The organism is Candidatus Avelusimicrobium sp., from assembly GCF_050873505.1.
Taxonomy (GTDB): Bacteria; Elusimicrobiota; Elusimicrobia; order Elusimicrobiales; family Elusimicrobiaceae; genus Avelusimicrobium.
Genome location: NZ_JBNMIY010000005.1, coordinates 132,461 through 145,730 on the forward strand (window position 1 = coordinate 132,461; position 13,270 = coordinate 145,730).

The 13,270-nt window shown below is 47.9% G+C and carries 14 protein-coding genes; 11 read left to right on the forward strand and 3 right to left on the reverse strand.

From position 1 onward, the window contains the following. Position 1: 1 nt before the first annotated feature. Together ACR0QV_RS04470 and ACR0QV_RS04475 are read left to right on the forward strand one after the other, a co-directional pair. Positions 2-1,084, forward strand: coding sequence for a UDP-N-acetylglucosamine--N-acetylmuramyl-(pentapeptide) pyrophosphoryl-undecaprenol N-acetylglucosamine transferase (locus ACR0QV_RS04470; RefSeq protein WP_432634923.1), 1,083 nt, complete (start codon positions 2-4; stop codon positions 1,082-1,084). Between the two features lie 23 nt (positions 1,085-1,107). Further along, a complete protein-coding gene (locus tag ACR0QV_RS04475; RefSeq protein ID WP_432634924.1) occupies positions 1,108-1,230 on the forward strand; it encodes a hypothetical protein in 123 nt (40 codons plus the stop codon). A gap of 273 nt (positions 1,231-1,503) precedes the next feature. Here ACR0QV_RS04475 and ACR0QV_RS04480 read toward each other — a convergent pair whose 3' ends face one another. Next, positions 1,504-2,004 carry a type IV pilin protein gene (locus ACR0QV_RS04480; protein WP_432634926.1) on the reverse strand — a complete coding sequence of 167 codons (501 nt, stop codon included), beginning with the start codon at positions 2,002-2,004 and terminating at the stop codon, positions 1,504-1,506. A gap of 141 nt (positions 2,005-2,145) precedes the next feature. Here ACR0QV_RS04480 and ACR0QV_RS04485 point away from each other — a divergent pair, with 141 nt between their 5' ends. The 5 genes from ACR0QV_RS04485 (at position 2,146) to ACR0QV_RS04505 (ending at position 7,311) form a co-directional block, all read left to right on the forward strand. Further along, the gene (locus ACR0QV_RS04485; protein ID WP_432634928.1) at positions 2,146-2,475 is read left to right on the forward strand and encodes an ArsR/SmtB family transcription factor; all 330 of its coding nucleotides are present in this window, start codon (positions 2,146-2,148) and stop codon (positions 2,473-2,475) included. Next, positions 2,472-4,379, forward strand: coding sequence for a heavy metal translocating P-type ATPase (locus ACR0QV_RS04490; protein WP_432634930.1), 1,908 nt, complete (start codon positions 2,472-2,474; stop codon positions 4,377-4,379). The genes ACR0QV_RS04485 and ACR0QV_RS04490 overlap by 4 nt, the downstream gene beginning before the upstream one ends. A 425-nt stretch (positions 4,380-4,804) precedes the next feature. Further along, positions 4,805-5,140 (forward strand): glycosyltransferase family 2 protein, encoded by a 336-nt coding sequence (locus tag ACR0QV_RS04495; RefSeq protein ID WP_432634932.1) that lies wholly within the window; start codon positions 4,805-4,807, stop codon positions 5,138-5,140. A 352-nt stretch (positions 5,141-5,492) separates the two neighbouring features. Next, positions 5,493-6,713 carry a glycosyltransferase family 9 protein gene (locus tag ACR0QV_RS04500; protein ID WP_432634934.1) on the forward strand — a complete coding sequence of 407 codons (1,221 nt, stop codon included), beginning with the start codon at positions 5,493-5,495 and terminating at the stop codon, positions 6,711-6,713. A 1-nt stretch (position 6,714) separates the two neighbouring features. After that, on the forward strand, positions 6,715-7,311 hold the full coding sequence (locus tag ACR0QV_RS04505; RefSeq protein WP_432634936.1) for a hypothetical protein: 597 nt from the start codon (positions 6,715-6,717) through the stop codon (positions 7,309-7,311). Positions 7,312-7,454: 143 nt separating this feature from the next. Here the strand turns inward: ACR0QV_RS04505 and ppdK are convergent, their stop codons facing one another. Together ppdK and hydE are read right to left on the reverse strand one after the other, a co-directional pair. After that, complete coding sequence (gene ppdK / locus ACR0QV_RS04510; protein WP_432634938.1) at positions 7,455-10,283, reverse strand: pyruvate, phosphate dikinase; 2,829 nt, start codon at positions 10,281-10,283, stop codon at positions 7,455-7,457. Positions 10,284-10,438: 155 nt separating this feature from the next. Continuing rightward, positions 10,439-11,512, reverse strand: a complete 1,074-nt coding sequence (gene hydE / locus ACR0QV_RS04515; RefSeq protein WP_432634940.1) for a [FeFe] hydrogenase H-cluster radical SAM maturase HydE — start codon at positions 11,510-11,512, stop codon at positions 10,439-10,441. A gap of 174 nt (positions 11,513-11,686) precedes the next feature. On the opposite strand from hydE, the gene ACR0QV_RS04520 reads away from it, so the two are divergent. From ACR0QV_RS04520 to rpsO, 4 genes are all read left to right on the forward strand, one after another. After that, on the forward strand, positions 11,687-11,857 hold the full coding sequence (locus ACR0QV_RS04520; RefSeq protein ID WP_432634942.1) for a hypothetical protein: 171 nt from the start codon (positions 11,687-11,689) through the stop codon (positions 11,855-11,857). Positions 11,858-11,932: 75 nt separating this feature from the next. Then, positions 11,933-12,343, forward strand: a complete 411-nt coding sequence (locus ACR0QV_RS04525; RefSeq protein ID WP_428039668.1) for a DUF805 domain-containing protein — start codon at positions 11,933-11,935, stop codon at positions 12,341-12,343. Positions 12,344-12,427: 84 nt separating this feature from the next. Further along, positions 12,428-12,844 carry a DUF805 domain-containing protein gene (locus tag ACR0QV_RS04530; RefSeq protein WP_428042925.1) on the forward strand — a complete coding sequence of 139 codons (417 nt, stop codon included), beginning with the start codon at positions 12,428-12,430 and terminating at the stop codon, positions 12,842-12,844. A 151-nt stretch (positions 12,845-12,995) separates the two neighbouring features. Continuing rightward, positions 12,996-13,265 (forward strand): 30S ribosomal protein S15, encoded by a 270-nt coding sequence (rpsO, locus tag ACR0QV_RS04535; protein WP_177746373.1) that lies wholly within the window; start codon positions 12,996-12,998, stop codon positions 13,263-13,265. Positions 13,266-13,270: the final 5 nt, after the last annotated feature.

Here is a 13,270-nt window from a genome sequence, read left to right on the forward strand (position 1 = left end):
TATGAACAAACGCTTTTTAATTGCTTCCGGCGGAACGGGCGGGCATTTTTACCCGGGTTTTGCGCTGGGGGAAGAATTTAAACGCCAAGGGTGCGAGGTGCTTTTTGTAGTCAGGAAAAATGACCCCGCCGCCAAGGTTTTGTCCGCACACGGACTGGCGTATAAGGAAATTGACTTTATGGGCTTGCCGCGCTCTATTAATCCCGTTCGGCACGTTAAATTTGCGGGCAAATTGGTTAAAGCCTTGCGCCAAACGCGCCAAATCGTGCGCGAGTTCCGGCCGGAGGTGGCTATCGGCACGGGTGGATATATTTCGTTTCCGCTTATTTTTACGGCGCATTTTATGGGTGTAAAAACGGCGGTGCACGATTCCAACGCCCGCTTGGGCTTAGCCAATAAAGTATGCGGCAAATTTACGGACCTTTTTATGCTGGGTTTGCCTACGCCCGAAAAGGTGAAAAACGGCGTACTTACCAGTACCCCGGTGCGTGCGGAATTTGGCCTGCCTGCGGACCGTGCGTCCCAATTAAAGGCGCTTCATTTGGCCCCAACAAAGCCGACTGTGCTGGTAGTGGGGGGGAGCCAAGGAGCCAAGGATTTAAACGGGGCGGTAGCCGCTTGCGCCAAGGCGTTTTCCGCTTGGCAATTTATCCATATTACGGGCGAGCGTTGGTTTGAAAGCGTGCGCGGGTTGTATGCGGGGCTTTCCAATGCGGCGGTATTGCCGTATTCACACGAAATTTACGCGCTGATGAAATCGGTAGATTTGATTATTTGCCGCAGCGGCGCGAGCACACTCGCCGAACTAATGTGCTGTAAGTTGCCCGCTATATTGGTGCCGTTTCCGCACGCGGCGGCCAACCACCAATATTTTAATGCTAAAATTTTTGCGGACGCCGGGTGCGCGCAAATCGTGCCGGACGACGCCCATTTGCCCGCGGCGCTTGCGCAGGCCTTTAAGGCGCTTGTGCAGGGGAATACGGCTGAAAAATTGGCCGCTATGCGTGCCGGGTATGACAAGTTGGCGCTTCCTAATCCTTTAACGGCTTCCCACGCCATAGCCGAACGGTTAAAGAGTTTGTAGGTATAAAGCGGGGGGCTGTTGTATTGTCATTCCCGAGTGTCGTAGTCGGGAATCTGTTGTTCATCATTGTTACACCCTTCCGAAACGACAGATCCCCGACTAAATTCCTCGGGGATGACGACAATGCCAAAAGCCCCGAGCGGTAGATTCTGAAACAAGTTCAGAATGACCGCCTTTTTAATAAAAACAGATCCCCGAACCCAGCGGGCCGCCAATTCAGGCTCCCCTCAAATAAATAACGGCTCTTGTCTTATGTCGTCATCCCGGAGGGTTTTTATCCGGGATCTCGTTGTTTGTCGTGGATGTCATTCCCGAGTGTATGCCGACGCGGAGCGTTCGGGAATCTGCCGTTGTTGTTTAACATATAAAAAGCACCCCGGGGTTAAAATACCCCGGGGTGCTTTTCAAATTAGGCTAAGTTACATACCTTTAATAAATTTACACATTTGTTCACCGGTTTCTTTGTCAGCAGAACCAACAATACAACTTTTATTCGCCGTATTATCAGGTCCATACCAAAAATTATAAATGTATGGTGTTCTAGTGGTACCTGTTACGGTCCCGTCAATACGCCAAACATCTACTTTTCCCTCGCTTCCCCATCCCAAATCATAAACAAAGTATTTAGTTTGATATGCTTGACAGTTTTGCCCGCCGTTTGTATATTTACCAGCAATCCAACTTCCGCCTTTTAAAGTAACATCGGCAATTTGTGCTTGCGTGCAGGAATTGGTAGCATCCGGGTTGGCCTGCAAATATCTTTGCGTGGCATCCACAATCGCCTTGGCGTTAATAAGCCCTTCCGTCAGGCGCGCCTTTTCCACGGCGGTTTCGTACTGAGGCAAGGCAATGGCCGATAAAATGCCAATAATCAGCACCACGACCAAGAGTTCAATTAAAGTAAAGCCCTTGTTATTCATAATTTCTCCTTAAAAAAGTTTACACACATAGTATAGCAATTTTGGCGCGCTCTTCAAGCACTAAACTTGACATAAAAGACAAAATTCATTATACTAATATATGAACATATGTTCATATATTTAAATTAATAGGACTTAACAATGAACAAAACCCCTAAACACATTTGCAAGCCGTCCTTGCAACTGCCCGAGGATACCCTCTACGATTTAGCCGACCTTTTTAAAGTGTTTGGCGACAGCACGCGCCTGCGCATTTTGTGCGCGCTGTTTAATTGCGAGCAATGCGTCCAGCACATTGCGGACGAACTGGGTATGACCCACTCGGCCATTTCGCACCAGTTGCGCTTTTTAAAGCAAAACAAACTCGTCAAAAACCGCCGGGAGGGGAAAACGGTGTTTTACTCGCTGGCGGACGAACACGTCAAACGCATTTTTGACCAAGGGTTAGAACACATACAGGAGGGGTTATGAGTCATCATCACGAACACGCTTGTTCTGCTTGCCACGCCTGCGCGTGCGCCCACGGGCACGAAAGCGAACCGCAAGGCGGAGAGTGGAAGAAATTAGCCGTAGCGGCGGGGCTATTTGTTATAGGTTTTGCCTTGCCCGTGTCGCTTTATATAAAATTGCCCCTTTATTTGGCGGCCTATTTTATCAGCGGGGCCGAGGTGTGGCAGGCCTGCTACCACAATATAAAAGAGGGCAATTACTTTGACGAAAATTCCCTTATGGCAGTAGCCACTTTGGGCTCGTGGTGCATTGGCGAATTTCCCGAAGCGGTGGCCGTAATGCTTTTTTACCAGGTGGGGGAATTGTTGCAGGAGTACGCGGCGGGCAAATCGCGCAGCAGTATTGTAAGTTTAATGGATTTGCGCCCGGATTTTGCGCGCCTCGTTAAGCAAGGCAAAGAGGAAAAAGTCGCCCCGCAGACGGTTAAGGTGGGCGATACGGTGCTTGTGTTGCCGGGGGAACGCGTGCCGCTTGACGGGGTGATTGAAAGCGGACGCGGCCATTTAGATACGTCCGCCTTGACGGGGGAATCCCGCCCGGTAACCGCCCAAGCGGGCCAGCAAGTGTTGGCGGGGGTAATCAGCGTGGACGGTACCTTGCGCGTAAAGGTGGCAAAGACGTACGAAAATTCCGCCGTTGCTAAGATTTTGGAACTGGCCGAAAATGCCGCCAGCAAAAAATCGTCCGCCGAAAAATTTATCACGCGTTTTGCCCGTATTTATACGCCGGCTGTGGTGTTTGCCGCGGTGGCGGTAGCCGTGTTGCCGCCGCTTATTTTGGCGGATGCGTCGTTTAAAACGTGGTTTTACCGCGCGCTTATTTTCTTGGTGATTTCTTGCCCGTGCGCCTTGGTAATTTCTGTGCCGCTGGGGTTCTTTGGCGGGATTGGCGGCGCGGCCAAAAACGGCGTGCTGATTAAGGGTAGTTCGTACTTGGAACAATTATCGCACCTTTATACGCTGGCGTTTGATAAAACGGGCACGCTCACGCAAGGCGTATTTGAGGTTACGGGTACTTTCCCGGCGGGGAACGCCACGGAAAAAGATTTGCTTAAATTGTCGGCGGCGGCCGAGCATTATTCCAACCACCCGATAGCCAAGGCTGTTTTGCAGGCGGTCGGGAACGAAAGCGAACCCGCCGAAAATGTGCAAGAGGTGGCGGGCGAGGGGATTTGCGCCCAGATAAGAGGCGCGCAAATTTTGGCCGGAAACGAACGCTTAATGGCGCGCTACAAGGTGGAAAATGTGCAGACGGGGCGCGGAACGTGCGTATATGTGGCCGAAAATGGCGTTTTTAAGGGTCGTATAGAATTGGGCGATAAGGTAAAACCTGGCACCAAAGAGGCTTTAAAAACCTTACAAAACGGGCTTGTTCACCAAGTGGTGATGTTGAGCGGGGACAGTATTTCCGCCGCCGAAAAAACCGCCTATGAACTGGATATCAAGCACGTTTACGCGGGGTTGTTACCCGCCGGAAAGGTGGAAATTTTGGAAAAATTAATGGCAAATACGCCCAAGGGATTTGCTACGGCTTTTGTGGGCGACGGCATTAACGATGCACCCGTTTTGGCGCGCGCTGATTTGGGTATAGCAATGGGTGCGCTGGGCTCGGATGCCGCCATAGAAGCCGCCGACGTGGTACTAATGACGGACGAGGTAAAAAAGATTATCTCGGCAGTTAAAATATCACGCAAGACCCTGCGCGTGATTAAGCAAAACATTGTGTTTGCGCTGGTGATTAAGGCCGCTGTGTTAGCCTTGGGCGCGGCGGGCGTAGCCAATATGTGGAGTGCGGTATTTGCCGATGTGGGCGTATGCTTATTGGCGGTGGCGAACTCTTTACGCCCGTTATACTTTAAGGAGTAGTCAAATATGCTATAATAAACGCAGTGCGCAAGGTCAGCCTTGCACCGACAATTTAATGTTTTTGGAATCCTATTGAAGAATAGGAAGGCTTTGGAAAATCCAAAGTTCTGAGAGAGTCCAAAAAACAGTTAGTTTAGGCAGAAGATGAGGGGAAGTCATGAGCCCCTTGTCTTCTGCCGAGTGTTTCGCACATATTTATATGGGCGGGACCACGGCTGTTTATTGGCAAGACTTCTCTCAGACTTGTCCTAACCAGCCGTTTTTTTCAGCCTTCCTTTGTTTTTCATCCTAGTTACCGCTTCATTTTTCATAGGTTCCGTTCGCTTTCATACGTTACAGCACATACGTATGAACGGGAAAGGGGCTTATGCACATCTCCGCCAAGAGTCAGGCCCCTTTCTCCTGTTTAGTGGAGGAACTTTTTTATGCAAATTTCCGTAGTTATTCCGTCTAAAAATGGCTTGCACCATATGAAGGAGTGCCTGCCTACCGTATTGGCCGCCGCAAAAAAATCCACCGTCCCCGTTACTATTACCGTAGTGGTGGGGGACTCTTCGGACGGTTCTATGAAGCAGGCTCCTGCGCTTTTCCCGCAAGTTAAATTTTTGGAAAATCCCAAACACGGGGCATCGTCCGCGCGCAATTTTGGTGTAGAGGCCGCGCAGGGCGAGTGGATTTGCTTTTTTGATAACGATGTGTTTGTGGAGGAAGATTTTTTTAATACGGCCCAAAAATATTTTTTGCCAGCGGAGTTATTTTGACCTGCTTGGCGGGTTTGATGAAAATTTGGACCCATATATGCTGGAAGAAACGGACCTGGTATATCGCGGGTTAAAGCGCGGGTGGAAAGTGATTTATGCGCCCGATACCAAGCCGCGCCATAAATGCGGCGGCACCATTAACAGCAAGAAAAATAAATTTACACAATTTTTATCCAAGCGCAATCGCACTTGGTTTGTATGGAAAAATGTACACGATACCTCGCTCTGTTTGTCGCACTGGGTACGGTTTGGGTTTGCCTTTTCGCCACGGTTGTGGAAAGAGTGCCTGAAAGGATATCCTGTTTTTCGTCAAGCCGCCCAGCACGAAAAGTCCGCCCGAAAAAAGACGGATTTGGAACTGTTGGAAGAATCCAAAGCGTTTGAACATAAGTGCAACACAAAAGAGGTGGAATTGCAGCAACAGAAATTAAATATTAAGTTAGGGGTGGATTATTTACAGGCCCGGTTAAACCGATACACTCATAAATATACTTCTGTAAATAAAATTGCAACGCATATGCTGTGGGCCTGTTTTTTGGCGGCTGTCAGTAAAAGACAACAATCTCAACATAATTCTGGCACAGTGCGCATTTGTTTAACCATAGAAGGCGGTATGGGGGATATGTTAATGAGCCTAAATTTAGCCACGGCCTTTTACAAAAAATTTTGTAAAGATCAAAATATAGAATTTTTTGTATGCAGTTATAATGTTTCTTTGTTACCGCATTTAACCTCAACACAGTTTCATTTTTTATCACAAAATGAACGCGATGCCCAAGTGTTTGATTTAAAAATAACTTGCAACAGAACTCCTATTGTTCAGTATGCAAACTTGCAAAGGCTATCTTCGGACCTGCTGGGCTATGTAGAAAAACTGCTGGATTTGGAAAGGGAATATAAATATTTTTTAACTGTTCCTTACAAAGATTGTATTACTCAAAATATTGTATCTAATCTTCAAAAACGTTGGGCACAGCCGGATTTAGTAAATGAATTTAATTTACAGGAGGATTGGCTCCTTGATGTTCCAATAGATCGGGAAAAAGAAACCTTGCAGAAATTTGGTTTAACAACGAAACCATATATAACTATAAACCGCGAAGTTGGCGACACTCAATTAGTGGATAGCACCAAGTTGTGGCCAGTGGAGTATTACCGAAAATTGGTAGATGAGTTAAAGAAAGTAGCCCCGCAATATCAAATTGTTGAGGTGGGGCGCGGAAAGGGCGAGCGGTTGGGAAATACCCATAAAAATTTGGCGGGGAAAACCTCCATAGAAGAAATAAAAGTTATTTTGAAAAATGCTGTGCTTCATATAGACAGCGAGGGCGGCCTAGTCCACTTGCGCCACGCATTAAAGGGCGGGCCTTCCTGTGTGTTTTTTGGGCCGAGTTCCCCTGAGGTTTTGGGGTATTCGGAAAATATTAATTTGTGCAGCCATGCCTGCCCTATCCATTGTGAATTTTATTCCCGCACTTGGCAGGAAACCTGTATTAAGCAAAAGCACATTTGTATGAATACTATTTTGCCTGAATATGCTTTAAAGCAAATTAAAATTAAATTAGGGCTTTAATATGGAAAAAGAAGATAAGTTATATTTAAAACGCAAGTATGGACATTGCAAATTTCTGTTTTTTGTTCATTTAATGGGGAGATATATTAAAGGTTTATATCATCCAAGTATTAACATTAAGAAGCCATTAGTGTTGGGGCACGGTAATATTATTTCGTTTGTGCCAAAAGGAGTACAAATAGAAATATACGGAAATAACAATAAGATAGAAATAGACCCAAGTGTAAAAAAGTGGGATGGCCGTATTGTAATAGGTAATCCCGGCACCAATACGCCAACGCATAACTGTCTTGTGCATATTGGCAAAAATTCTGATTCTAATGGCGTATGGATTGATTTGTTAGAGGATAATTCCTCTGTTATTATTGGTGATAATTGTATGTGCTCGTGGAATATCCATATTTTTGCAAGTGATTCTCATACTATTTATGATGTTACAAGTAAAAAATTGCTAAATTGGGGTAAAGAAATTATCATTGAAGATAATGTATGGTTGGCTATGGATTGCACTATATTAAAAAATACTTTTATCGCTAAAAATTGTATTGTGGGGCTTCGGCGGTGGTGTCTGGTAAGTTCACGGAGGAAAACTGCGTAATTGCCGGGAACCCCGCAAAGGTTGTAAAGCGTGGCGTGGCTTGGGATAGGCGCAGACCAAAGGAATATATTAAAGAATATCCAATGAATTAAAAAACCCCGGGGAAAGTAAATCCCCGGGGTTTTCCTCACATAAAACAACTTTTATTTGCGTTTGTAGGCCAATACATCCTTGGCGGCGGCTTGCGCAGCAGCCAAACGCGCTATCGGCACGCGGAACGCGGAGCAGGACACGTAGGTAAACCCTTCGCGGTGGCAAAATTCTACGCTGGCTGGGTCTCCGCCGTGTTCGCCGCAGATACCCACCTTCAAGTTGGGTTTCGCGTCGCGTCCTTCGGTTACGGCGTGTTCAATCAGCATCCCTACGCCACGCTGGTCAAGCGTTTGGAACGGGTCTGCTTCCAAAATACCTTGCTTCAAATATTCGGGCAGGAACGCGCCAATATCGTCGCGCGAGAAGCCGAACGTCATTTGTGTAAGGTCGTTGGTGCCGAACGAGAAGAAATCCGCTTCTTGCGCTACTTCGTAGGCGAGTACGGCCGCACGCGGGATTTCAATCATCGTACCGACTGAAAAGTGGAGTTTCTTCACTTTCGTTTTGGCTACCACTTCGTCATAAGCGGCGCGGATGAGTTTCTTTTGCGTGATGATTTCATTCACGTCGCAGGTGAGCGGAATCATTACTTCGGGTTCCGCCTTTACGCCCTCTTTAATAAGTTCGGCGGCGGCTTCAAAAATTGCGCGGGATTGCATCGTGGTAATTTCCGGGTACGTTACGCCCAAGCGGATACCGCGGTGCCCCATCATCGGGTTGACCTCGTGCAGGCCAGCGGCGCGTTCTTTAAAAACATCCAGCGTAATGCCCAACGCTTCCGCCAGTTCGGCCTGCTTGGAAGGCAAGGTCGGCACAAATTCGTGGAGCGGCGGGTCCATTAAGCGCACGGTTACGCCATATCCCGCCATCGCCTTCATCGTGGCCTTGATTTCCTTCTTCATATACGGGAAAAGTTCCTCTACCGCGGCTTTGCGTTCGGCTTCGTTGCCGGAGAGAATCATTTTGCGCAAGATAAAGAGCGGTTTTTCGGAGTTTTTGCCGTAGAACATATGTTCAATGCGGAAGAGGCCGATACCTTCGGCGCCGAATTTGCGGGCGTTGATGGCGTCTTCTTCCGTGTCGGCGTTGGCGCGTACTTTAAGGACGCGTACTTTGTCGCAAAGGGCCAAAAAGTGCATTAAGTTTTTGTTGCCCTCGCCGGCGGCCAACATTTTCAAAGCCCCGTCATAGACGTAGCCTTTCGTACCGTTTAAGGTTAAAGCGTCGCCCTCTTTAAAGGTTTTGCCGCCCATTTTAACGGTTTTGGCTTCCAGATTGATTTCCAGTTCGCCACAGCCTACGATGCAGCATTTACCCCAACCGCGCGCAACCAAAGCCGCGTGAGAGGTCATACCGCCGCGCTGCGTTAAAATACCCGCGGCCGCACGCATACCCTCAATATCTTCGGGGTTCGTTTCTTCGCGCACTAAAATAGCCTTTTTGCCCGCTTCTTGCAGTTTAATAGCGTCAGCGGAGTTGAAAACGATTTCGCCACACGCACCGCCCGGGCCCGCAGGCAGACCTTGGGCAATGGGCTTTACGCCCGCTTCGGCCTTGGGGTCAATGGCGGGGAGGAGGAGTTCGCCCAACTGGGCGGGCGTTACGCGCAGGACGGCTTCTTCCTTGGAAATTAAGCGTTCTTTTACCATATCCAAGGCCATTTGCACGGCGGCGGTGCCGTTGCGCTTGCCTACGCGGCATTGGAGCATCCACAATTTTTGGTCTTCAATCGTAAATTCAATATCCAGCATATCGTGGAAATGCTTTTCCAGTTTCTTTTGGATAGCGTCCAATTCTTTATAAACTTTCGGCATTACCTTTTCCAAGGTGGGCAGGTGGGCCGAGTGGGCGTTAGCGGACCATTTGTTCATCGGCGAGGGTGTGCGGATACCGGCCACCACATCTTCGCCCTGGGCGTTAATTAAATACTCGCCATAGAAATGGCTGTCGCCGTTGCCGGGGTTGCGCGTAAAGGCTACGCCCGTGGCGCTGGTGTCGCCCATATTACCAAAAACCATTGTCTGCACGTTGACGGCGGTGCCCCAATCGTGCGGGATGTTTTCAATATTGCGGTAAGCAATGGCGCGTTTGCCGTTCCAAGAGGCAAACACCGCGCCGATAGCACCCCAAAGTTGTTCCATCGGGTTGTCCGGGAAGTCCTTTTTCAAAACTTTTTTGACGGTCTTTTTAAATTCTACGCACAGTTTTTTAAGTTCGTCCGCCGGGATATGCGTATCGTCCGTTACGCCGAGTTTGGTTTTTAAATCGCCCAGCATACCGTCCAAAATTTTGCGGATGCCTTCGCCGTCTTTGGGTTCAATTCCGGCGGCTTTTTCCATTACCACGTCGGAATACATCATAATCAGGCGGCGGTAGGCGTCATATACAAAGCGTTCGTCGCCCGTTTTAGCAATCATACCCGGGATAGTTTCCTCGGTCAGGCCAATATTTAAAATGGTTTCCATCATACCCGGCATAGAAGCGCGCGCACCGGAGCGGACGGACACCAAAAGCGGATTTTTGGCAGAGCCGAAAACCTTTTTGGTTTCGCGTTCAATTTTTTTGAGGTTGGCCTCTACGTCGGCTTTCAAGGTTTTGGGATAGGAACGGTCGTGGTTCCAATAATAGGTGCAAACTTCGGTGGTAATCGTAAATCCGGGAGGAACGGGCAATTTTAATTGTCCGGCCATTTCAGCCAGATTGGCGCCCTTGCCGCCTAACAATTCCTTCATTTTGCCATTGCCTTCGGCACGGCCTGCGCCAAAAGAGTAAATATATTTAGCGGTTTTTTTGAGAACGGCTTTCTTTACGGCTGCTTTTTTTACAGTCTTTTTAGCGGCGGTTTTGGTGGCCGCTTTCTTGACGGTTTTCTTTACCATATATGGTCGTTTCTCCCTTGTATTAAAATAACAGTTTTAACGGGGCACTCCCGTTTTAATTTCCTATATTGTAATACATTTCCGCCATAAAACAAAATTTTTTTGAAAAAGAAAAAAGGATTAGTCGGTAAACGGGGTAAAAAAGAGGGGGCTCTTTATTTGTTTTTTGGGGTGGAAGCGGCGTTTTTATTCCTTAAATATTCGCCGTGAAATCCGTAAGACATTTGGACGGTGCGCCCGATAGACTCAATCTTGCCCGCAATACAGTAGCGGCATTTTTGCGGCGTGTCCCCGGTACAGATTTTGCCCGGGTACAGTTCATACATTTTGCGCGGTTCGCCCTCGGTTACGTTGGGCATAACCACATTGGCCCCGCTTTGCAAGGCTAATATGCGCCCCTGCGGGTGCAGGGTTTCCATTGCCGTGGTAGCCGGGATGTTAATATCCGGCAGTAACAGGCGCATTACAGCCATCATTTTAAGGGCCAGTTCAAAGTGCCCGTTTGTGGTGTTGTTGGCTAATGGCGTGTGCGGGTGGGGGATAAACGGCCCGATTCCCGCCATATCCACGGGAAGTTGCTTAAAAAATAAGAGGTCATCCGCCAAACTTGTTATGGTTTGCCCGGGCAGCCCCACCAAGGAGCCGGAGCCGACTTCGTAGCCGAGTTCCTTTAAATCGGTTAAACAGCGGGCGCGGTTGTCCCAACTCATTTGCGGGTCCAGTTTTTCGTAAAGGGCTTTATCGGTGGTTTCAATGCGCAAAAGGTAGCGGTCTGCCCCGGCCTTACGGTATAGGGCGTATTCCTCGCGTGTCTTTTCGCCGATACTTAATGTAACAGCCAGGCCCATTTTTTTAATTTGGCGGACAATATCAGCCATTTTATCAGCGGAAAACCACAAATCTTCCCCGGATTGCAAAACCACGGTTTTATAGCCGTAGCCCGCGGCCTTTTGGGCCAAGGTTACAATTTCCTGCGGGGATAAGCGGTACCGTTTGGCGCAGGTATTGGAACGGCGGATACCGCAATACATACAATCGTTTTTACAGTAATTGGAAAATTCAATAAGTCCGCGCAAATAGACCTCATCTCCCACGAATTGGCGGCGGACCTCGTCGGCTGCCTGAAAAAGCGCGCGCGCATCCGGGAGCGACAAGAGCGCAATAATTTCCTCTTTCGCAAGCGTATGAGTGGCCTTTGCCTTGGCTAAAATTTCCGTTTCAGCAAGCATATATTAAAGTATATCAAATTGAAAAAACAGGCCAAAAGACCTATTTTTAGGTAGGTCTGCCCGTCGGAGAGAAGTAGGCCCAAAAAGTTCCGTCGGTTAGGCCCAATGACCCTGTTAATTCTCCGTCGTAAACAATATTATATAAGTATAATCTACCGCGGAGGAGGCGCAACAATGAACACTTTAACCCAAAAAACAAAGCAAGACCAACTGCTTAAAAAACAGCGCCTGGACCGGGAGTTTTCCTGGATTAGCCGCGAATTTAAAGATATACTTACTTCCGGTGATGTAAAACTGGACAATGCGGAACTATATGCGGCCTTGTTTCTGGGCTTTGCACAATAAACTTTAAAAACCTCCTACAAGAACACCCTGCGCCCGCAACTTCTCCTGCGGGCGCTCTTTTTATATAATAACATTATGTTAAAAGATGTCTTTATTTATACGCTTAAATGCCTGCTCTATTTTTGGTGTCCGTTTGGACGCGCCAGCCGCAAGGAATATGCTTACTACAATAATACCACGCTGGTTTTGGCGTTGTTGGTGGTTGCGGCTATAAAGTACTTGCCCCCTCATAAGTTGGAGTGGTTATATGTGTTGGCAAATGAATTTAAAGTGGCGCTGTGTTGTATTTGTGCCGTAGTGGTTTTGGCTTCGTATAGCGTATTGGTGCGCCGCGGGCACGACTTGGGGTATAATTGGTTTTCTACGCTGTTCCGCTCATCAGAGTGTATGATGTTCAAAGGCTGGCAGTTTAACCGCCGGTTGTTTAAAGAAGAAGGCTCCCCTTTCCCCAACGAATACGGTCCCGCGCCCGAAGAAAATCGGTAAACCTTCCCCAAGGCCCGGATAATTTGTCCTCATTCGTCTGTGTTTTACGGCTTAAAGGGGGGATAGTTTTTGCTACAATATATTATGCAAATCATTTTAGATGGGTTAAAATACTCGCTTAAATGCATGGCCCTCTTCTGGTGCCCGTTCGGCCGTGCCAGCCGCATAGAATACGTTTACAGCCACCGGGCCCCGGCGTTTGCGGCTTTTACTGCTATTATCATTATGCTGTTCTTGCCACCCCATAAGTTGGAGCAGGCGTTGGCGTTGATAAATGAATACCAAGTTGCCCTGTACAGCGTGTGTGCCGTAATGTTTGTGGGGTCGTGGACCCTGCAGGTACGCCGCGGGCACGATTTGGGGTATAGTGGATTTGCTACCCTGCGGCGCACTTTTAATTATTGGAAAGGTAGCAACTGGCAGTTTTATGACCGGTTAATGTCGGAGGAAGGCTCCCCTTTCCCCAATGAATACGGCCCCGCACCCGAAGAAAACAAGTAGCCCTTTCCTAAATACAAATCAATTTGCTATAATTAAACTGTACTTTAAGTAAGTATAAATTAACAATAGGAGAAGGCCCTTACTCCGGCTCGGTACTCTTTCGGATAAAGAGTGCTTGGTCGCGTAGCAAACGGTCTAAGTGTACAAAAAAATGGTACTTTCCATGCAAGACAGAAAAGACATCATCAGCAAATTCCAATCCAGCGCCAACGATACCGGCTCTGCCGCTGTCCAAATCGCGCTCATTACGGAACGCATCCAATATATTTCTAACCACCTCAAAGCCAACCCGAAAGATTTTGCGGGCGAAAGAGGCCTTAACAAATTGGTCGGTCAGCGCAAACGCTTGCTCGCTTATTTGAAGAAATCTGACTTTGAAAGATATCAAAAAGTTACTCAGGAACTTAAATTAAGAAAATAACTTTT

Bases quoted from the DNA above. Each gene is read 5' to 3' on its own strand.
- ACR0QV_RS04470 (WP_432634923.1), top strand. From the start codon at position 2: ATGAACAAACGCTTTTTAATTGCTTCCGGCGGAACGGGCGGGCATTTT.
- ACR0QV_RS04480 (WP_432634926.1), bottom strand. From the start codon at position 2,004: ATGAATAACAAGGGCTTTACTTTAATTGAACTCTTGGTCGTGGTGCTG.
- ACR0QV_RS04485 (WP_432634928.1), top strand. From the start codon at position 2,146: ATGAACAAAACCCCTAAACACATTTGCAAGCCGTCCTTGCAACTGCCC.
- ACR0QV_RS04490 (WP_432634930.1), top strand. From the start codon at position 2,472: ATGAGTCATCATCACGAACACGCTTGTTCTGCTTGCCACGCCTGCGCG.
- ACR0QV_RS04495 (WP_432634932.1), top strand. From the start codon at position 4,805: ATGCAAATTTCCGTAGTTATTCCGTCTAAAAATGGCTTGCACCATATG.
- ACR0QV_RS04505 (WP_432634936.1), top strand. From the start codon at position 6,715: ATGGAAAAAGAAGATAAGTTATATTTAAAACGCAAGTATGGACATTGC.
- ppdK (WP_432634938.1), bottom strand. From the start codon at position 10,283: ATGGTAAAGAAAACCGTCAAGAAAGCGGCCACCAAAACCGCCGCTAAA.
- hydE (WP_432634940.1), bottom strand. From the start codon at position 11,512: ATGCTTGCTGAAACGGAAATTTTAGCCAAGGCAAAGGCCACTCATACG.
- ACR0QV_RS04520 (WP_432634942.1), top strand. From the start codon at position 11,687: ATGAACACTTTAACCCAAAAAACAAAGCAAGACCAACTGCTTAAAAAA.
- ACR0QV_RS04525 (WP_428039668.1), top strand. From the start codon at position 11,933: ATGTTAAAAGATGTCTTTATTTATACGCTTAAATGCCTGCTCTATTTT.
- ACR0QV_RS04530 (WP_428042925.1), top strand. From the start codon at position 12,428: ATGCAAATCATTTTAGATGGGTTAAAATACTCGCTTAAATGCATGGCC.
- rpsO (WP_177746373.1), top strand. From the start codon at position 12,996: ATGGTACTTTCCATGCAAGACAGAAAAGACATCATCAGCAAATTCCAA.